The sequence below is a fragment of the Pseudomonas sp. NFX183 genome, assembly GCF_047943075.1.
GTDB lineage: Bacteria > Pseudomonadota > Gammaproteobacteria > Pseudomonadales > Pseudomonadaceae > Aquipseudomonas.
This window is the reverse complement of sequence record NZ_CP181333.1, coordinates 3,846,135-3,864,105: the sequence shown is the minus strand read 5'-3', so window position 1 is coordinate 3,864,105 and position 17,971 is coordinate 3,846,135. Positions and strand designations below refer to the sequence as shown.

The following is a 17,971-nucleotide window of genomic DNA, read 5'->3' as shown; positions in this document are numbered from 1 at the left end:
CGCCACTGACCTGTAGGAACCGTCCTGATGAACCAAGCCTTCGACGTCGTTGAACTCGCCACGACTTATGCCAACAAATCCGCCCAGGACATTCTCAAACTGGCGTTCAGCCAGTTCGGTGATGACCTGTGGATTTCCTTCAGCGGCGCCGAGGATGTGGTGCTGGTAGACATGGCTTGGAAGCTGAACAAGAACGTCAAGGTGTTCAGCCTCGACACCGGGCGCCTGCACCCGGAGACCTACCGGTTCATCGAACAGGTGCGCGAGTTCTACAAGATCGACATCGAGTTGATCTCGCCGGACCAGAGCAAACTGGAACCCTTCGTCAAGGAAAAGGGCCTGTTCAGTTTCTACAAGGATGGCCATGGCGAATGCTGCGGTGTGCGCAAGATCGAACCGCTGCGCCGCAAACTGTCCGGCGTGAGCGCCTGGGCCACCGGCCAACGCCGTGACCAGAGCCCCGGCACCCGCAGCCAGGTGGCGGCGTTGGAAATTGACACGGCGTTCTCAACACCCGAGCGCACCCTGTACAAATTCAACCCACTGGCGCAAATGACCAGCGAGGAAGTCTGGGGTTACATCCGCATGCTCGAGCTGCCGTACAACAGCCTGCATGAGCGCGGGTTTATCAGCATCGGCTGCGAGCCGTGCACCCGGCCAGTATTGCCGAACCAGCACGAACGCGAAGGCCGCTGGTGGTGGGAAGAAGCCACGCAGAAGGAATGTGGGCTGCACGCTGGGAATATCATCAGCAAGGCCTGAGGTCTGTCGCAGTAAAAAATGTGGGAGAGGGCTTGCTCGCGATGAGGGTGTGTCAGTCAATGAATTGTTGGCTGATAGATCGCTATCGCGGGCAAGCCCGCTCCCACGTTTGCTTTGTGGTGAATAAAAATTCTGTACACACTTATGTAACTATCGGTGCCATTTATGTGTGCAATTTATATTGCACCGCACCAAAACGTAACACCCATCCCCGCGTGCCGTTTGCCTCTCCAATAGAGCGCCTCCCCACTTAAAAATAAATACCTGTTCAAACGGTCAATTTATATCGCTTTAAATTCAGCTAGTTATTTTAATAATCAGTAAAAACGAAATTAAACACAGTTTTTATAGATCGAAAACTGGCACGTATGTGGCTTAAGGTGAATGACGCTTTGTATACAATAAATACAAAACCTACATACACTTTGCCATCTGCGACGTTCCAGCAGATGCGCCGGAGCCTGCCGGAATGCGTACAAGCCTCTCGAATAACATCGCACTGGATCTGCCCTCCTCCGTCCTGAACCCTGTGGCCGCAAGCCCCGGCCCGCTCGTGCTCAGCCCGCGCTTGCACAACAAAGACCTGGCGCCCACCAAGGTTGAAGGCCGACGTTGGGGCCGCTACAGCATCTTTGCGCTGTGGACCAATGACGTGCACAACATCGCCAACTATTCGTTTGCCATCGGCCTGTATGCCTTGGGCCTTGGCGGCTGGCAGATTCTGATGTCGCTGGGGATCGGCGCAGCGCTGGTGTACTTCTTCATGAACTTGTCGGGGTTTATGGGCCAGAAGACCGGAGTGCCCTTCCCGGTGATCAGCCGCATCAGTTTCGGCATCCACGGTGCACAGATTCCGGCGTTGATTCGCGCGGTCATTGCGATTGCCTGGTTTGGTATCCAGACCTACCTGGCCTCGGTGGTTTTCCGCGTGCTGCTGTCGGCCATTCATCCAGGATTTGCCGACTATGACCACAACTCCATCCTCGGCCTGTCGACCCTCGGTTGGGCGTGTTTCGTGGCGATCTGGTTTGTGCAGCTGGTGATCCTGGCTTACGGCATGGAAATGGTGCGCCGCTACGAGGCGTTCGCCGGGCCGGTGATTCTGGTGACGGTGGCCTCGCTGGCCGGTTGGATGTACTTCCAGGTCGGCGGCAATATTGCCTGGTCGATCCGCGAACCGCTGAGCGGCGGCGAGATGTGGCGCAATATCTTTGCCGGTGGCGCGTTGTGGCTGACGATCTACGGCACGCTGATCCTCAATTTCTGCGACTTCGCCCGTTCCTCGCCCTGCCGCAAGACCATCCTGGTCGGCAACTTCTGGGGCTTGCCGGTAAATATCCTGGTGTTTGCCGCAATCACCGTGCTGCTCTGCGGCGGGCAGTTCCAGCTCAATGGCCGAGTGATCGAAAGCCAGACCGAAATCATCGCGGCCATTCCCAATACCTTCTTCCTGGTGCTCGGCTGCCTGGCCTTCCTGATCGTTACCGTGGCGGTCAACATCATGGCCAACTTCGTCGCCCCCGCGTTTGTGCTCAGCAACCTGGCGCCCAAGTACCTGAACTTTCGGCGCGCCGGGTTGATCAGCGCCACGCTGGCAGTGCTGATCCTGCCGTGGAACCTCTACAACAGCCCGCTGGTGATCGTGTATTTCCTCTCGGGCCTGGGCGCGCTGCTGGGGCCGCTGTACGGGGTGATCATGGTCGATTACTGGCTGATCCGTAAAAGCCAGGTGGACGTACTGCAGCTATATAGCGAAGACCCCAATGGCGTTTATTACTACAGCCGCGGAGTCAATTTACGTGCGGTCGCGGCGTTTATTCCCGCAGCGGTGATCGCAATTCTGCTGGCGCTGTTGCCCGGCTTTGCCAGCGTCGCCCCGTTTTCCTGGCTGTTTGGCGCCGGTATTGCAGGGCTGTTGTACCTCTTGATCGCCAAGCGTCGGCCGCACTACGCCGATGTCAGTGGCGAAAGCATTGCAGTCGATAACGTCAGTCATTAATCAAGGACACTCCATGCGTATCCTCGTGGTCAACGTCAACACCACCGAATCCATCACTGAAACCATTGCCCAGCAGGCGCGGGCCGTCGCCTCGCCAGGCACTGAGATTGTCGGGCTCACGCCTTACTTCGGCGCCGAATCAGTGGAAGGCAATTTCGAAAGCTACCTGGCCGCCATCGCGGTGATGGACCGCGTGATGGCCTACGACCAGCCGTTTGATGCGGTGATCCAGGCCGGCTATGGCGAACATGGCCGTGAAGGGTTGCAGGAGTTGTTAGACGTGCCAGTGGTGGACATCACTGAAGCAGCAGCCAGCACAGCAATGTTCCTGGGACATGCCTATTCTGTAGTCACCACCCTGGATCGCACCGTGCCGTTGATTGAAGACCGCCTGAAACTCGCCGGCCTGTACCAGCGCTGCGCCTCGGTACGCGCCAGTGGCATGGCAGTGCTGGAACTCGAAGAAGACCCGCTGGCGGCGATGGAAGCCATAGTGCGTCAGGCGGAACGGGCCATTCACGACGACAAGGCCGAGGTGATCTGCCTGGGCTGCGGCGGCATGGCCGGGCTGGATGAACAGATTCGCCAGCGCACCGGCGTGCCGGTGGTGGATGGGGTGACGGCCGCTGTGACCATTGCCGAATCGCTGGTGCGGTTGGGGTTGTCGACGTCGAAGATCAGGACCTATGCCACGCCGAGGCCGAAGAAAGTCATTGGCTGGCCGGGTCAGTTCGGCCGGTAGACCGCGTCGCCTGCATCGCGGGCAAGCCCGGCTCCCACAGGGGAATGCGATTAAAAGTGGGAGCCGGGCTTGCCCGCGATGGCCGCGCCTCGGTAGGCCGCCGGGATCAAATGGCGCTGAACCGTCGCCCCAGTTGCTGCTCGGCAAACTGCTCAATGATGAAATCCACAAATACCCGGGTCTTGCCGGGCAGCAGTTTGTGCTCGGCGTAGTACAGGGAGATGTTGCCGTCGTCGACGTACCAGTCGGGCAACACCCGCACCACCGCACCGCTGTCCAGAAACGGCACGGCCATCGGCATGCTCACCAGCGCAATGCCCAGGCCTTGAGCACTGGCGCAGCAGGCGGCTTCGGAGTCGCTCATGGTCATGCGCGGTTTGAGTACCAACGGGCGTTGTTCACGGTCCGGGCCGGTGAGTTGCCAGGTACGCACGCGGCCGGTTTGCGGCGAGCGGATCAGGATGCCCAGGCACCGCGATAAATCTTCGGGCGCGTGCACCGGCAGGCGTTGCGCCAGGTAATCCGGGGAGGCCACCAGCACTCGATGCGCGGGGCTCAGCTTGCGCGCCACCACGCCCTGGGGCAGTTCAAAACCACCGCCAATGGCAGCGTCGAAGCCTTGACCGATCAGGTCGACCTGACGGTTATCGAAATGCCAATCCGGGCTGATATCCGGAAAGCGCCGCATAAACTCCGCCAACAGCGGCACCACATAACGATTGCCGAACACCGTGCCCATGCTGACTTTAAGCGTGCCCACCGGCCGCCCTTCGGCGCTGGCCAGGTTGGCCACGGCGTTCTGGATGGTGGTGAGGCTGCCACTGACCTCTTCGAGGAACAGCTTGCCGGCCTCGGTCAGGGTCAGGCGTCGGGTGCTGCGCTGGAACAGCCGCACACCCAGGCGTGCCTCCAGCTTGGCGACGCTTTTACCCACCGCCGCCGGCGTCAGGCTCAAGTGCCTGGCGGCCTCGGCAAAGCTGCCGCCTTCGGCGCTGCGCACAAAACATTCGATACTGCCAAAGCTTTCCATATCGCCCCATTGCAAACTTTTGGTTTACACAGACTATAGCAATCACGGTCTACCGGGTCGGCGGGACGAGGTCGATACTCACCCCATCAACTACTTGGAGATCGACATGACTGCACACAACCTCACTGGCAAAGTCGCCTTGATTCAAGGCGGTTCCCGCGGCATCGGTGCCGCCATCGTCAAACGCCTGGCCGCGCAGGGCGCAGCCGTCGCCTTTACCTACGTCAGCTCGGCCGCAAAAGCCGAAGCCTTGCAGAACAGCGTGATCAGCGCAGGCGGCCAAGCCCTGGCGATACAGGCCGACAGCGCCGATGCCACAGCGATTCGCGCTGCCGTCAACGCCACCGTCGACGCCTTCGGGCGCCTGGATATCCTGGTCAACAACGCCGGGGTGCTGGCCATCGCGCCACTGGAAGACTTCAAGCTGGAAGACTTCGACCAGACCCTGGCGATCAATGTGCGCAGCGTGTTCATTGCCACGCAGGAAGCGGCCAAACATATGAGCGAAGGCGGCCGCGTGATCAATATCGGCAGCACCAATGCCGAGCGCATGCCGTTCGGCGGCGGCGGGCCGTACGCGATGAGCAAGGCGGCGCTGGTGGGGTTGACTAAGGGCTTGGCACGGGACCTGGGGACGCGTGGCATCACGATTAACAACGTGCAGCCTGGGCCGGTGGACACCGATATGAACCCAGCGAGCGGCGAGTTTGCCGAAACATTGATCGGGTTGATGGCAGTGGGACGTTATGGCCACGTGGAGGAGATTGCCAGTTTCGTGGCGTATCTGGCGGGGCCGGAAGCCGGGTATATCACGGGTGCCAGCTTGACCATCGATGGTGGCTTCAGCGCCTGAGGGTTCTGGAGAACAGCAAAACCCAATGTGGGAGCTGGCTTGTCTGCGATGGCGTCCTCAAGGTCGCTATCGCAGGCAAGTCAGCGCCCACATTTTTTGGCCTGTGTTGAGTCAGCGCATGGAAGGGAGGCCATAGGCGGCCAGGTCAAAGTCTGCGAGTTTGCGAATGATCTGGTCGGCATGCGCGTACTTGCTGTCGGCCATGGCTTCATCCGGCACGGCGATGGCCGTCATGTTGGCAGCTTTTGCGGCCGTCACGCCAAACGGTGAATCTTCGAACACCAGGCAATCTTCTGGCGCTACGCCCAAGCGGCGCGCAGCGGTGAGGAAGATATCCGGTGAGGGTTTGGCGGCGCCGACTTCCGGATCGTCAGCGGTGACGATGGTGCCGAACAGGCCAAACCATTCGCGGTGCAGCGTGGTTTTGTGGCCAAACGAATGACGCGACGAACTGGTGCCCACCGCAATCGGGATGTTATGCGCGTTCAAGTGCCGCACCAGCGCTTCAGCGCCGGGCATGCCCAAGGCCTTGGGGAAACGCTCGCTCATCAGCGGTTCGCGTATTTCCAGAAACTCAGCTGGCGTGATCGGCAAGTCCAACGCTTTCACCACATAGTCGGCCAGGTCCTGAGCACCTCGGCCGATGATGTGCTGCTTGATCCCCCAGTCGTAGGTGCGACCGTAACGTTCGGCGATGATCTGCGTGACTTCGGTGTAGATGCCTTCAGTGTCCAGCAACAACCCGTCCATATCGAAAATCACGGCCTTGATTGGACCGACTGCAATACGCGGTGCATTCATCACAACAGAACCTTGGGGGAAGGACTAAAAGGATTCAGCACAATAACGGTCATGGTTGCCTGCAAGCAACCGTTGCGATGACCAATGCGCCCTTCCTCTCCTGTCTTACTGAACACACCGAAAAAACTGCCGAGCTTATCGACTACCCGCAAGAACAACTCGGTTAAGGACCAACACTGTCATTATGCTGAGGTGTTGCCTGTTCTGTCTGTGACTCACTTTTAAAAGCGAACCCGACATGCTCTATCGCGTAGCCGCCGACAGCCTGGTGCTGTTTCACCTGTGTTTCATCCTGTTCGTACTGTTCGGCGGGCTGTTGGCGCTCAAGTGGCGGCCGGTCATGTGGCTGCACTTGCCCGCTGCCGCCTGGGGCGTGGCCGTGGAAGTGTTCCACCTGCCCTGCCCGCTCACCCGCTGGGAAAACCTGTTTCGCCACCTCGCCGGGCAGGACGGTTATGGCGGCGGGTTTATCGAGCATTACCTCCTCACGCTGATCTACCCGGCCGGGCTGACTCCGAACATTCAACTGGTGCTTGGCGCGTTGGTGTTGCTGATCAATATTACGGTGTATGTGCGCCTGATCAGGCAGGCGTAGGCAGGCAGCCCAGGTCAGCCAGGGTGGCTTCGACCGCTTGATCCAGCGGCGTGTGTGGTTCGCGGCCCAAGGTATCCAGCAAACGCTGGTTATCCATCCGCAGCGGGGTTTGCCACAGGTAGCGCATCTCCAGCATCTCGCGGACCGTGACAACGAAGGGCGCGATCACTCGCATCAACCACCAGGGGAAGCGGCCTGCGCGGGGTTGATGACCGGTCCTGCGCAAGACTGCCCGCTGGATCGCCTGAGTCATCTGCGTGCCATCCACATCCTCATGCCCCGCCATATGAAAGCGCGCGAACGCCTCGAGCGTTTCGCGGCGTTCAATCAGCGCGAGCATGGTGCGCGCCACATCCGGCAAGTACGCCCATTGGTGCGCCACACCCGGCGCGCCCGGGTAGCTGACGGCATGCACCGGCTTGCCGGGTTTGACCAGGCCTTGGGCAAACCAGTTGTTGGCGACACGGGCGCCAAAGAAATCCCCAGCCCGTACGATCAACACGCGGGCGCCCTGGCGGGACGCCTGTTCCAAACGCTGCTCCAATTGCACCCGGATCGCGCCCTTGCGGGTTTGCGGGTGTTGAGGCGAGTCTTCGTGCAGCACGGGAAATGCGTCCGGGCCGAAGTTGTAGACCGTGCCGGGCAACACGATGGTCGCGCCCTCGGCGATGGCCGCCGCAACGGTGTTGTCGATCATCGGCATCACTAATTCAGCCCAGTTGCGATAGCCCGGCGGGTTGACCGCATGCACGATCACTGCACAGCCACGCGCGGCGGCAAGCACGTCTTGACTATTGAGCGCATCGCCCTTGATCCAGGAAAAGGTCGAGTTCTCACGCCGAGCCTTGTCCACATCCCGGGTCAACGCACACACCTCCCAGCCCGCCGTGCGCATCTGCCGCGCCACTTCACCGCCAATCCCGCCCGTTGCACCCAGTACCAGAACTTTGCTCATGACCTGCTCCCATGTTGTCGGTGAGGTCATTTTGTGTGCAGCGTCGCTATAGATAAATTGCCGAAGAGCATCCAGCCGCTATACATTTATGCATGGCTACACATATTGGTTGGGAGCTTTACCGATCGTTCCTTGGTGTACTCAAGGAAGGCTCGTTGTCGGGGGCCGCACGGCAGCTTGGCATCACACAGCCCACAGTCGGCCGGCACATTGCCGCGCTTGAAACGGCGCTGGGCGTGGTGCTTTTTACCCGTTCACCGACGGGGTTGTTGCCAACTGCCGTGGCGCACACCTTGCGCGCCCATGCTGAAACCATGGAGCGCACCGCCGCCGCCCTGGAACGCGCGGCGTCTTCTCAAGGCGATGAAGTGCGCGGGGTGGTGCGGGTCTCGGCCAGTGAAGTGATCGGCGTGGAAGTGCTGCCGCCGATCATCACCGCGCTGCGCCGCCAGCACCCGCACCTGCGGGTTGAACTGATCCTGACCAACCGCCTGATCGACCTGCTGCAACTGGAGGCCGACATCGCTGTGCGCATGGTCCGCCCCAGCCAGGAGCAACTGCTGGCGCGGCGTGTCGGCTTGATTGAAGTCGGCCTGCACGCCCGCGACGATTACCTGCAAGAACGCGGCATGCCTGTGCAAATGCAGGATCTGGCCGGTCATTCAGTGATTGGCTTCGACCAGGAAAACGCGTTTATCCACAGCCTGGCCATCAAGGGCTTTGAACGCAGCGCCTTCGCCATCAGCAGCGACAGTGACCTGGCGCAACTGGCGCTGATCCGCGCCGGCGCCGGCATCGGCGGGTGCCAGGTGCAATTGGCCAAACAGAACCCGCGCCTGCAGCGGGTATTGCCGCAGGCGTTCGCGTTCAAGATGGACACCTGGGTGACCATGCACGAAGACCTGCGCAACAGCCCGCGCTGCCGGGTGACCTTTGATGCGTTAGTGGCGGGTTTGCAGCGTTACGTACAGGCTTGAGACAGCTTGGTTGGTAAAGAATCAGTCTCCCTCATTCCGTTCGTAGACGCCCCCATGTCCGAAGCCTTCGAAGTCCCCAGCCCCCACGAAAAACACATCGAACACACCACCGAACATGCGCACGGGCGCGGTGACAATTTTGCCAGCCGCATCGCCGTGATGACCGCGCTGATGGCCACCCTCGGCGCCATGCTCAGCTACCAGGCCGGCTCCACCGAAAGCGAAGCGGCGATGGACAAGAACAACGCCGCCATCATCAAGACCGAAGCCGCCAACCAGTGGAACTACTACCAGGCCAAATCCAGCCGGCAGAACCTGGCCGAATTGGCCACGCATATTCCCGGCGTGGACGCTGCGCATTACAAGGATGAGATCGAGCGTTACAAGAGCCAAAAGGAAGACGTGCGCAAACAGGCCGAAAAGCTTGAGGCGACCTCCAAGGAATGGGATCAGAAATCCGAAGAGGCACTGCACCAGCATCACCGTTGGGCGCAGGCGATGACGGCGATTCAGATCGCGATTTCGTTGGCGGCGATTACGTTGCTGACACGCAAGGAATGGCTCAAACGCATGTCCTACACCGCTGGCGGTGTGGCCGTAGTACTGGGCGCCTTGGCGTGGCTACACCTCTGACAGACTGAACACAGTCAAAAATGTGGGAGCGGGCTTGCCCGCGATGTCGGTGGGTCAAGCAGCATTAATGTTTGCTGTGCCACCGCTATCGCAGGCAAGCCAGCTCCCACCTTTAATCTCCAGTGTTTTCGGAGTTGGGTTCGGCCATCACATCGCTATATAGTAAAACGCATAACGCCTGATGCTGTTCAACGCGAGGGGAAACCGGTGACTGCACAACCCAAAGAAGCCGTGGGCGCCGCCTACAGTATCGACGCCATGCGCTACGCCCAGGCCATGACCTGGCAAGCCATCGACCAACTCGCCCAACGCATTCGCCCCGGCATGCTCGTATCCCAAGCGCGTGAGCTGGGCAAACAGGTACTCGCCGAGCTCGACATGCAACGCATCTGGCATCCGCTGCTGGTGCGCTTTGGCGCCAATACCCTCAAGGCTTTCAACCAACGCTCGGACGGCGACCCGGTGCTGGGTGAAAACGATATCTTCTTCATCGACATGGGCGCCGTGTGGCAAGGCCACGAAGGTGACGCCGGCGCCACCTTTACCACCGGCGACGACCCTGAAATGATCGCCTGCGCCAGCGCCGCCAAAGTACTGTTCGACCGCGTACAATCGCGCTGGAAAAATGACCAGGTCGTAGGCCTTGAGCTGTACCGCTACGCCGAGGAACACGCCAAGGCCATGGGCTGGCAACTGAACCTGGACATCAAGGGCCACCGCGTCAGCGACTTCCCCCACGCGATCCATCGTGGCGGCGACCTGGGGGATTTCGAGCACTGCCCGAACGCCGGGCTGTGGATCCTGGAAATTCAGATTGCCCACCCGAGCAAGCCCTACGGCGCTTTTTACGAAGACCTACTCGCTTAAGGAATACCCATGGAACACTCCACCCAATTCCCCGTGCTGTTGTTTTCCTACGGCACCTTGCAAGACAAGGCCGTGCAACTCGCCAACTTCGGCCGGGAACTGGTCGGCCAGCACGACGCGATGCTCGGCTATTCGCAAAGCTGGGTCGAAATCACCGACCCCGAAGTGCTGGCCACCAGCGGCAAGACGCACCATCCGATTGTCGCGCCGACCGAAGAACAGGCTGCCAGCGTTGAAGGCATGGTGTTTCAGATCAACGAGCAGGAACTGGCGGCAGCCGATGCCTACGAGGTGTCGGACTACAAGCGTGTGTCAGTGGCATTGGCTTCGGGGCTGACAGCGTGGGTTTACGTGCAAGCCTGAAGATGAAATTGCGGGCAATTGATTTCAATCTGCCAGTGCGCAGATTAAAGTGGCGCCCCCTCGAGAATTGAATCTCGAGGGTCAGTCCATGGAGTTACACAGTGAAGTACGTCAGTAAAGTGGTTGCAGCAGCTGTTCTCGGTTTTACCCTCGCAGGCTGCACCGGCACCGCCATCAAATCCCCGCAGTACGACAGCAGCCAATACACCGTTTTGGGCCACAGTGAAGCCAGCGCTACCGGCATCATGTTGTTCGGCGTCATCCCGATCGGTCAGAACAGCCGCTTCGTGCGCGCCCAGACTGCGGCCATCAAGGCCAAAGGCGGCGACGCGCTGATCAACACCCAAGTGCAGGAAAACTGGTTCTGGGCCTGGGTGCTGAGTGGTTACACCACCAAAATCTCCGGTGATGTGATCAAGCTGAAAACCGCGCAATAAGCCGGAAGTTGCCAGGGCATTGAGCCCGACAAGCGACGTATCATGGGCCAGACCTTCGAGGACGGCCCATGAACCTCAGTATCTTTTACGCACTCGCCGCTGCCGCGCTGTTCGGCGCCAGCACCCCGCTCGCCAAAACCCTCGGCCTGGGCCTCTCGCCCATACTGCTCGCCGGCCTGCTCTACCTCGGCAGCGGCATCGGCCTCGCAGGCGTGCGCCTCATCCGTGATCGTGGCTGGAAACCCACCGGGCTCACCCCGGCTGAATGGCCGTGGCTGATCGGCGCCATCGCGTTCGGCGGCATCCTCGGGCCGGTGGCACTGATGTTCGGCCTGACCCGCACCGCCGGCACGACCGCCTCGCTGATGCTCAACCTTGAATCGGTGTTGACCGCCGTCATCGCCTGGCGGGTGTTCAGAGAAAATGCCGACCGGCGCATTGTGTTCGGGATGATCGCCATTGTGCTGGGCGGCGTGGTGCTGTCCTGGTCCGACGCCGGCGGCGCCAGCCACGATTGGCTCGGGCCGGTGGCCGTGGCAGTGGCCTGTCTGTGCTGGGGCATCGATAACAACCTGACGCGCAAGGTATCTGCGTCGGACGCATTGTTCATCGCCGGCGCCAAAGGGTTGATTGCCGGGGCGGTGAACTGCAGCCTCGCGCTGTACCTCGGAGCGCAGATGCCGGGTGTGGCGCAGCTGGCGCCGATCTTGCTGGTGGGGTTTCTGGGGTACGGCATCAGCCTGGTCCTGTTTGTTTTGGCCTTGCGCGGGTTGGGCAGTGCGCGCACCGGAGCGTACTTCTCGACGGCGCCATTCCTTGGTGCGGCGGTGGCCCTGCTGGCGTTCGGGGAGTCGGTGACGGTGGCGTTCTGGATTGCGTCGGCGCTGATGGCCGTGGGCGTGTGGTTGCACCTGACAGAGCGGCATGCGCATGAACATCTGCATGACGCGACGGAACACGGGCATCGGCACGTGCATGATGAGCACCATCAGCATGAGCATGGGTTTGAGTGGGACCCGACGCAGCCGCATAGTCATGTGCATGTTCACGGTGTGATGCGGCATAGCCATGCGCATTTTCCGGATGTGCATCATCGGCATAGGCATTGAGGCACCGATTTGAGCAACGTCCTACAGCCCATTCGGAAGCAGGTCGCTCCTGTTTTTCAAAGGCCAACCTTATAGTCGCTCGGTCGCTTTGTGAGCGGCCGGGTTTGGCGACTCGACTACAAGACGGAATGCAAACAACGCTATGCCAGGCAACGGCCGTTTTTGGCCGTAGCGGGTGAAAAAGCGTCGTGGTTATTTATCTTTGTCTTAATGGAGTCACTCATGAACCAATACATGGCCCTTACCAGCAACGACAGCGCCACACCGGCCCTTTTTGTCGATACCACTGCACCGCTGGAAGTACTCCTCGACGCGGCGAGCTATCGTCTGCAGGCCGTCACCCAAGTGCTTGAGAATCTTGCACTACGTAGTGAGATAAGTAGTGATGCAGTGGTGCTCAGCGATTTTGCGTTGCTCTGCTCAATTCCGCTGCGCGACGGGTGCGACTTGCTGGATGTCATTGCGCGGCGGATGGACATGCCGCGCGCATGATCCAAGAACGGTACACGCTCAAACTTCAGAATCACAAAACCCCTGGCCTCTTCCGAAACCAAGGGTTTTGTTTGCCTGGCAGTGGTGCCACATCAGCCGCTTCAGCATTCAACGGCTCGCCTATACACTAGTTAACGCTAAGCTTGCGAACACCTGCGGAGCTTGCCCTCGATTCAGACCTGACTCATACAACAAGACCCTATAAAAATGAAAATAGTGTTCATCGCTACGCTGGGAATGTTTTCGCTGATTCAACCATCACTATCCTTCGCGGATAACGCCAATGGGAAAAACCTCTTTTTACAGCGATGTGCCATGTGCCACGGCGCTGATCTCAAGGGAACAGGGCCATTAGCGCATAGGAGCAATCCGCCTACGCCTGATTTGACAACGCCTGCTTTCAAGAAACGACTGAGTGATTATCCGGGCGTTATTGTATCGTCGGTAATACTTCGGCCGAATGGAGACTTGATTCCGAGAACGTTGCGAGAGAATGGTGTGAAGGTGCCGCCACATGCCTGGACGGTTAATGATTTTCGTGATTTGAATCAATATATGAGTGACGCTATTTTTAAAAAATAATTTTTTAAGCAGTAATTAGAAACAGAAACCCAAACATCAATTATTTTGTCATTTTCCAAGCAGGTCTGGATAACCCTCGCAAAATAATCTCTCGCACGGGGCCAGCGTGTGAGGGCCTGTTTCACATAAGCGGCGTTATTCGCAATCAGCTTTCCACGTACCGTCAGGGAGAATCGACTAAAAACGACTCACGACGGGATCTAAAGCTGTAACGTGCAAACTCCAGCACAGTCCGCAAGCAGCAATTAGGAGATATACGCATCCCACTTAACACCGCGCATCACTAAACGACCAGTCACCTTTGACAACAGCGCAAGCAGACGCGCGAGACCAACGGCGGCATCATCGAACCGAAGGTATGAACTGTTGCCCTCCTTGCTAAATAACATTCCTTCATTCTTAATAAAAATCCCTTTCGTGAGATCTAAGTACACATCTGGCTGGCATGCCTCTGGAAGCTCTTTAAGTTTGTGTTCGATGCTTTCCAATGCGGAGCCTCCGTACGTGACAACAACGCTTAAGATTCTAGCGTGCGGCCAATCTAGGTCGCCAAGCTGAACACCCTCTAGCGTAGTGGGCATCAGCGTTTTCACGCTCTCAATATTGAGAGCTACAGCCTCGAGAACAGATGGTGTTATTTCCGTTTTGATTTCGAAGGTCGCTACAGCCCCCTCTTGGAAAATCAAGTCGTGGCCGCTAGCGAACGGAAGTCGAGGCATAGACTTCAACATCAATACAATATCTTGCTGTTTGGAGCGTCGACCATTCGAGTCGATAATCACTCCGCTCACAACGCTGGTCATTTCTGGAAGATGCGCCACAAGAAAATCTTGAATGAGTCGCTCTCGCGCCGATCCTGCTGTGACAGAATGTCCCAGCACCTTGGTCATATCGTATTGAGCATTTAACGCTTTAACAGCCCCTTGACAGTATTTAATTAGCGGTTTCATTAAGGCGCTCTTTTCTTAGAGTTGAATGTAGCAATCTTCTAGGAATCGGGGAGCGGCCGCAAATGGTCAAAGTAGCCACACTTTGTCCAAATCCCTACGGCGGGCCCTCCAACCCGAGTAATCACAAGCGCGTCTTTACGCACCAGAATGAAGCGCCAGTCCCATATTGGTCCCATGGGACTATTTTTTTTGGACGCCAAAAACCACAAACCCCCGACTTTCTCTAGGAAAATCAGGGGCTTGTGTTTACTTAATGTGGCGGTGAAGGAGAGATTCGAAACTACCCGCAAAGTCACTTTCATTATGCAAGTGCCCGGTTTACGCGGGCTGCAGCGATGCTCTCGCTCTAAAAAATCGGCTTTCTCAGTCCCATGGTGGTCCCATGGGTTTTGCACCAAGTTAGTGCATGAGGGTCGAAAGGGGGTAAAAAACGGGGTGTCGCCCGATTTATGTTGAGGCATGGGAAAAAGGTAATATTGGTAATACGCTTGATAAAGCAGAATAAAACCCTTTAATTTCAGTAGCTTGATAGATATTTAGAAAGGTAATAATTTGGTAATTTATAGGTTAGGTCATTACCTTTTCATCAGGTAATTACTGACAGGCTCAATCCCCAACAAAACCGGGGACTTGGACGAATATTACCTTCGCTATTACCAAATATTACCCCTCAAGGTAATGCGTCAAACCCACGTACTACGCGGGCTGCAGCAGATTTAATGCCTTTCCTAACCAAAATTACCTTTTTCCCAGCCCTGGTTCCAAAATCGCCATCTGTTTGGCGATTTATTCAGCTAGGGGCTAGTCTGAGCGTTCACAATAGGAACCCCTTGTATGGCGCATGAATATTCGCTCTCAGATGTGCTTGAAAGGATGTATGAAAATCAGTTGGCACTTGAAGCCGCTTTGATTGAACTCACGCTACGCCTAGAACAACATGGCTCCGTAGAAGTGGGTGAAAACGTGCGTGGTGCCTTAGAGGCAATCGGTGAGAACGCGGGGCATATCAAGCAAGGTTTGGCCAGATTGAGAAGGCAAGGCGCCAGCTAATGAATCGAGACAAATTGTGAAATGCCACATTCTCGGTAAGCACACAAGATTCATGGCTTATGACAGCTTTCGACCTCATCGACGGCAGCCACGGTCGGCGAGAAAAAAGAACTATCTCGTTTTGGAAAATACCCTTACTCCTGTATTTTTCTGTACACAGACCAATGAATCCGGGGCCTCAAGCTCTGCCCCGTCCATGATCGTCAGCTGCACCTCCGTGCAGTCGCCCTGCACTTCTCTTCAAAATTTTGCAATCTGTGAAACTGCCGGCACCCTGAAGAGCCCCCCGGCCCGTCTAGGCTGCCGGTTCGTTTGCACTACATCTGGATTTGCACAAAAAAAGGACGCAAACCCCGTCGGCGGGAGGGGGATAAGTGCTTTTTCTGATCTTATTTTCTTGAAAGAAATGCTTTCGCTTGAGTACGTAGATAGTTGACGGCTGAAAATGGCGGCCACATACAATCATGGGTTGCGTGGGACATGCTGCCCGCATATCCCCCCTTGATTGGTGGCAGTCAGCCACAATTGAACGCCACGAAACCTTGTTTCGGTTCGCTTTCAAATGTCACCATGATGGTGACAGTTGACCCTGCACTTGAAGGACGCGAGATGCAAAACCGAATGATGCCCGTCCCGTTCTACGAGGACACGGTGGTATTGGTCGGCCGGGACAATGAGCCCATGGTCGCAATGCGCACAATCGTCAATAACATGGGGATGGACTGGCCTACTCAATACGTAAAGCTGAACGAAAAATTCAGCTCAACCGTTGGGGAAATACCAACGGTTGGAGAGGACGGTAGAATGAGGGGAATGGTGTGTCTTCCCTTACGTAAGCTACCGGCCTGGCTCTACTCAATAAGCCCCAACAAAGTAAAGCCCGAGCTTCGCTACAAGATCATCCGCTATCAGCAGGAATGCGACGATGCGTTGTGGGCCTATTGGTCCAAGGGCAACGCCATTCTAGATGTCATACCAAACGTTTATCAGCACATCGCTCTATCGCGTCACCGCGTAGCGTTGTTGAAAGAACTGCACCGCTCACGCGATACCGGATTGCGTACCGCGCTGCATGAGCAACTCGCACAAACGTCTCAACTGCTAGGGCTCTCGGTGCCGGATCTCACGACGATCGGAAAGCCCGCCCCGCTTCCGGAGACTTTCCTCAAGCCACTATGGGACGCTCTGGAAATACTCGATGGTCAAGGGGAGCGATACAATCATGCTCCTTGGTCAAGTGGAATGATCTACCTAAAGCTGCCGCATCTGCAGGCGCTATTCAAAAAGCACGGTATACATTTTCTTTTTGACGCAGAAACGCGGCGAGCAATGAAGGCGAGTACGCAGCCTAAGTTTGTCTCAACGGGTCCAAAAGGCAGCTCAATTGAGGGTAAGACAATTCGCTGCTGGATCTTTGAAGGGCCACTCAAACTCGAATCCAACGACAACCCCGTTTCGGGATAAAGGGCTGAGCCCCCTGCGCAGCTTCAGCGCGTTGCACAGAACGGCAGAATGAAGCCGGTTGGCGGGAGGGGGGATAAGTGATTTTCAAGCAAGTTTTTTTAAAAAAGACGCGTTTTTCTATCAAAATATGGTTTTGAGTTTTGTGGCCAAATGCCATAACATTCAAAGAATAGAAAATCTAATAAACGACCATAAAATCATCAAGGAATGAACATGAACCTTAACATTGGGCAAATCACTCTCATTGATCTAATAGGAATGTTGGACCGCAAGGAAGTAATTATCAACCGAAACTATCAAAGGGGCTCTGATATATGGCCAGCCACGGCTCGCAGTTATTTTATCGATACCATATTGCAGGATTTCCCATTTCCTAAAATTTATTTATATCAAGCATTCAGCAGAGAAACCAACAAACCCTATAAGGAGCTTGTTGACGGCCAACAAAGAATCACAACTATACAAGATTTTTTTCACAATAAATTTGCCCTCAGCAACACCTCTAAGAAATTTAAAGGACTGAGATTTCGAGACTTAGATGAAGCAACTCAGAAAATATTCATTAGTTACCAGATTGAGCATTCTACAATACTAGCAGCAACACGAATTGAACTACTTGAAATGTTTCGCAGAATGAATGCATATACAGCCCCATTGAAAGAGGCTGAAAAACGCCATTCAACTTACCAGGGATCATTCAAGTGGTTTATCGCCTCAATCACGGAGGGCTTCTTCTCTCCATTATTAGAAGCTTTTGAGGTCCTCACAGAAAAACAAATCGCCCGCATGGGTGATGCAGAGTTTGTTTCAGACCTGGTAGTGGTGCTTGAATATGGAGTGCAATCTAAAAGAAACACAACAATCGAAAAGCTATATAAAGAATACGATGAAGATTTTCCACAAGAATCGGAATTCGAGGAAATCCTAATAGAGTTTTTTAGTGCACTTGTTGGCCCGCTCGGCGGAATTAGAGGTTCTTTCATTACGAAGTCATACGTAGTTCACTCACTGTTCTGTGCATTCGCAGCAATTAAATATGGGTTTCCAGGAAGCGAAGAATTCGTCACTAATCCAGATCGCAATTACAACATTGATTACCAATCAGCGTTGCCCAAACTACTGGAACTTGCTGAGGCACATGAGAACCAAGAGGACGAGGGCCCTCACAAACGTTATGTTGAGGCTTGCACGTCCAGTACGACGCAGCAGGCTCAGCGAAAAATCAGGGTCCGCGCTTTGGTCAAGGCACTTCTGGGCTGAAATTATGAGTTTTCATCGACTTAACTCTTGGATATCTAATAGAATAAATA

Annotated in this window: 20 protein-coding genes; 16 read left to right on the top strand and 4 right to left on the bottom strand. The window is 56.3% G+C overall.

Features of this window, described 5'->3' with window-relative positions:
• The first annotated feature begins 27 nt into the window (after window positions 1-27).
• From ACM530_RS18140 to ACM530_RS18130, 3 genes are all read left to right on the top strand, one after another.
• Window positions 28-762: a phosphoadenylyl-sulfate reductase gene (locus ACM530_RS18140; RefSeq protein WP_106576281.1), complete on the top strand. Its 735-nt coding sequence runs from the start codon at window positions 28-30 to the stop codon at window positions 760-762.
• 469 nt (window positions 763-1,231) lie between these two features.
• Window positions 1,232-2,761 carry an NCS1 family nucleobase:cation symporter-1 gene (locus tag ACM530_RS18135; RefSeq protein ID WP_416362824.1) on the top strand — a complete coding sequence of 510 codons (1,530 nt, stop codon included), beginning with the start codon at window positions 1,232-1,234 and terminating at the stop codon, window positions 2,759-2,761.
• A 13-nt stretch (window positions 2,762-2,774) separates the two neighbouring features.
• Window positions 2,775-3,503 (top strand): aspartate/glutamate racemase family protein, encoded by a 729-nt coding sequence (locus ACM530_RS18130; protein ID WP_416362823.1) that lies wholly within the window; start codon window positions 2,775-2,777, stop codon window positions 3,501-3,503.
• A gap of 106 nt (window positions 3,504-3,609) precedes the next feature.
• On the opposite strand, the gene ACM530_RS18125 is transcribed toward ACM530_RS18130, so the two are convergent.
• On the bottom strand, window positions 3,610-4,533 hold the full coding sequence (locus tag ACM530_RS18125; protein ID WP_145159173.1) for a LysR family transcriptional regulator: 924 nt from the start codon (window positions 4,531-4,533) through the stop codon (window positions 3,610-3,612).
• Between the two features lie 106 nt (window positions 4,534-4,639).
• Between ACM530_RS18125 and ACM530_RS18120 the strand changes: the two genes are divergently transcribed.
• The gene (locus ACM530_RS18120) at window positions 4,640-5,386 is read left to right on the top strand and encodes a 3-oxoacyl-ACP reductase family protein (RefSeq protein WP_416362822.1); all 747 of its coding nucleotides are present in this window, start codon (window positions 4,640-4,642) and stop codon (window positions 5,384-5,386) included.
• A 111-nt stretch (window positions 5,387-5,497) separates the two neighbouring features.
• On the opposite strand, the gene ACM530_RS18115 is transcribed toward ACM530_RS18120, so the two are convergent.
• The gene (locus ACM530_RS18115; RefSeq protein WP_369301394.1) at window positions 5,498-6,187 is read right to left on the bottom strand and encodes an HAD-IA family hydrolase; all 690 of its coding nucleotides are present in this window, start codon (window positions 6,185-6,187) and stop codon (window positions 5,498-5,500) included.
• A gap of 238 nt (window positions 6,188-6,425) precedes the next feature.
• Here ACM530_RS18115 and ACM530_RS18110 point away from each other — a divergent pair, with 238 nt between their 5' ends.
• Window positions 6,426-6,782, top strand: a complete 357-nt coding sequence (locus tag ACM530_RS18110) for a DUF2784 domain-containing protein (protein ID WP_416362821.1) — start codon at window positions 6,426-6,428, stop codon at window positions 6,780-6,782.
• Here ACM530_RS18110 and ACM530_RS18105 read toward each other — a convergent pair.
• Window positions 6,769-7,737 (bottom strand): NAD-dependent epimerase/dehydratase family protein, encoded by a 969-nt coding sequence (locus ACM530_RS18105; RefSeq protein ID WP_416362820.1) that lies wholly within the window; start codon window positions 7,735-7,737, stop codon window positions 6,769-6,771. The two genes, ACM530_RS18110 and ACM530_RS18105, sit on opposite strands and share 14 nt — an antisense overlap.
• A gap of 92 nt (window positions 7,738-7,829) precedes the next feature.
• Between ACM530_RS18105 and ACM530_RS18100 the strand changes: the two genes are divergently transcribed.
• The 8 genes from ACM530_RS18100 to ACM530_RS18065 all read left to right on the top strand — a co-directional run bounded on the left by ACM530_RS18100 (window position 7,830) and on the right by ACM530_RS18065 (window position 13,197).
• Entirely contained in the window at window positions 7,830-8,714 is an 885-nt protein-coding gene (locus tag ACM530_RS18100; RefSeq protein ID WP_416362819.1) for a LysR family transcriptional regulator, read from the top strand.
• A gap of 54 nt (window positions 8,715-8,768) precedes the next feature.
• Window positions 8,769-9,347: a DUF4337 domain-containing protein gene (locus ACM530_RS18095; protein ID WP_145159185.1), complete on the top strand. Its 579-nt coding sequence runs from the start codon at window positions 8,769-8,771 to the stop codon at window positions 9,345-9,347.
• A 207-nt stretch (window positions 9,348-9,554) separates the two neighbouring features.
• Window positions 9,555-10,214 (top strand): M24 family metallopeptidase, encoded by a 660-nt coding sequence (locus tag ACM530_RS18090; protein ID WP_416362818.1) that lies wholly within the window; start codon window positions 9,555-9,557, stop codon window positions 10,212-10,214.
• Between the two features lie 9 nt (window positions 10,215-10,223).
• The gene (locus ACM530_RS18085) at window positions 10,224-10,577 is read left to right on the top strand and encodes a gamma-glutamylcyclotransferase family protein (protein WP_106576264.1); all 354 of its coding nucleotides are present in this window, start codon (window positions 10,224-10,226) and stop codon (window positions 10,575-10,577) included.
• Between the two features lie 101 nt (window positions 10,578-10,678).
• Window positions 10,679-11,014, top strand: coding sequence for a hypothetical protein (locus ACM530_RS18080; protein ID WP_106576263.1), 336 nt, complete (start codon window positions 10,679-10,681; stop codon window positions 11,012-11,014).
• Between the two features lie 68 nt (window positions 11,015-11,082).
• A complete protein-coding gene (locus ACM530_RS18075; protein ID WP_416362817.1) occupies window positions 11,083-12,123 on the top strand; it encodes an EamA family transporter in 1,041 nt (346 codons plus the stop codon).
• 222 nt (window positions 12,124-12,345) lie between these two features.
• Entirely contained in the window at window positions 12,346-12,615 is a 270-nt protein-coding gene (locus tag ACM530_RS18070; RefSeq protein ID WP_106576259.1) for a short-chain dehydrogenase, read from the top strand.
• A 207-nt stretch (window positions 12,616-12,822) separates the two neighbouring features.
• Entirely contained in the window at window positions 12,823-13,197 is a 375-nt protein-coding gene (locus ACM530_RS18065; RefSeq protein WP_416362816.1) for a c-type cytochrome, read from the top strand.
• A 245-nt stretch (window positions 13,198-13,442) separates the two neighbouring features.
• Here ACM530_RS18065 and ACM530_RS18060 read toward each other — a convergent pair whose 3' ends face one another.
• A complete protein-coding gene (locus ACM530_RS18060) occupies window positions 13,443-14,147 on the bottom strand; it encodes a DUF6602 domain-containing protein (protein ID WP_416362815.1) in 705 nt (234 codons plus the stop codon).
• A gap of 834 nt (window positions 14,148-14,981) precedes the next feature.
• Here ACM530_RS18060 and ACM530_RS18055 point away from each other — a divergent pair.
• From ACM530_RS18055 to ACM530_RS18045, 3 genes are all read left to right on the top strand, one after another.
• A complete protein-coding gene (locus tag ACM530_RS18055; RefSeq protein ID WP_416362814.1) occupies window positions 14,982-15,197 on the top strand; it encodes a hypothetical protein in 216 nt (71 codons plus the stop codon).
• A 480-nt stretch (window positions 15,198-15,677) separates the two neighbouring features.
• Window positions 15,678-16,661, top strand: coding sequence for a phage antirepressor N-terminal domain-containing protein (locus tag ACM530_RS18050; protein ID WP_416362813.1), 984 nt, complete (start codon window positions 15,678-15,680; stop codon window positions 16,659-16,661).
• 213 nt (window positions 16,662-16,874) lie between these two features.
• Window positions 16,875-17,921 (top strand): DUF262 domain-containing protein, encoded by a 1,047-nt coding sequence (locus ACM530_RS18045; protein WP_416362812.1) that lies wholly within the window; start codon window positions 16,875-16,877, stop codon window positions 17,919-17,921.
• The last annotated feature ends 50 nt before the right edge of the window (window positions 17,922-17,971 follow it).

What these genes read in the sequence shown, in the direction of transcription:
- ACM530_RS18110 (WP_416362821.1), top strand. Translation starts at nt 6,426, where the DNA reads ATGCTCTATCGCGTAGCCGCCGACAGCCTGGTGCTGTTTCACCTGTGT.
- ACM530_RS18060 (WP_416362815.1), bottom strand. Translation starts at nt 14,147, where the DNA reads ATGAAACCGCTAATTAAATACTGTCAAGGGGCTGTTAAAGCGTTAAAT.
- ACM530_RS18050 (WP_416362813.1), top strand. Translation starts at nt 15,678, where the DNA reads ATGCTGCCCGCATATCCCCCCTTGATTGGTGGCAGTCAGCCACAATTG.
- ACM530_RS18045 (WP_416362812.1), top strand. Translation starts at nt 16,875, where the DNA reads ATGAACCTTAACATTGGGCAAATCACTCTCATTGATCTAATAGGAATG.
- ACM530_RS18105 (WP_416362820.1), bottom strand. Translation starts at nt 7,737, where the DNA reads ATGAGCAAAGTTCTGGTACTGGGTGCAACGGGCGGGATTGGCGGTGAA.
- ACM530_RS18095 (WP_145159185.1), top strand. Translation starts at nt 8,769, where the DNA reads ATGTCCGAAGCCTTCGAAGTCCCCAGCCCCCACGAAAAACACATCGAA.
- ACM530_RS18115 (WP_369301394.1), bottom strand. Translation starts at nt 6,187, where the DNA reads ATGAATGCACCGCGTATTGCAGTCGGTCCAATCAAGGCCGTGATTTTC.
- ACM530_RS18120 (WP_416362822.1), top strand. Translation starts at nt 4,640, where the DNA reads ATGACTGCACACAACCTCACTGGCAAAGTCGCCTTGATTCAAGGCGGT.
- ACM530_RS18055 (WP_416362814.1), top strand. Translation starts at nt 14,982, where the DNA reads ATGGCGCATGAATATTCGCTCTCAGATGTGCTTGAAAGGATGTATGAA.
- ACM530_RS18075 (WP_416362817.1), top strand. Translation starts at nt 11,083, where the DNA reads ATGAACCTCAGTATCTTTTACGCACTCGCCGCTGCCGCGCTGTTCGGC.
- ACM530_RS18085 (WP_106576264.1), top strand. Translation starts at nt 10,224, where the DNA reads ATGGAACACTCCACCCAATTCCCCGTGCTGTTGTTTTCCTACGGCACC.
- ACM530_RS18135 (WP_416362824.1), top strand. Translation starts at nt 1,232, where the DNA reads ATGCGTACAAGCCTCTCGAATAACATCGCACTGGATCTGCCCTCCTCC.
- ACM530_RS18125 (WP_145159173.1), bottom strand. Translation starts at nt 4,533, where the DNA reads ATGGAAAGCTTTGGCAGTATCGAATGTTTTGTGCGCAGCGCCGAAGGC.
- ACM530_RS18130 (WP_416362823.1), top strand. Translation starts at nt 2,775, where the DNA reads ATGCGTATCCTCGTGGTCAACGTCAACACCACCGAATCCATCACTGAA.
- ACM530_RS18065 (WP_416362816.1), top strand. Translation starts at nt 12,823, where the DNA reads ATGAAAATAGTGTTCATCGCTACGCTGGGAATGTTTTCGCTGATTCAA.
- ACM530_RS18070 (WP_106576259.1), top strand. Translation starts at nt 12,346, where the DNA reads ATGAACCAATACATGGCCCTTACCAGCAACGACAGCGCCACACCGGCC.
- ACM530_RS18140 (WP_106576281.1), top strand. Translation starts at nt 28, where the DNA reads ATGAACCAAGCCTTCGACGTCGTTGAACTCGCCACGACTTATGCCAAC.
- ACM530_RS18100 (WP_416362819.1), top strand. Translation starts at nt 7,830, where the DNA reads ATGGCTACACATATTGGTTGGGAGCTTTACCGATCGTTCCTTGGTGTA.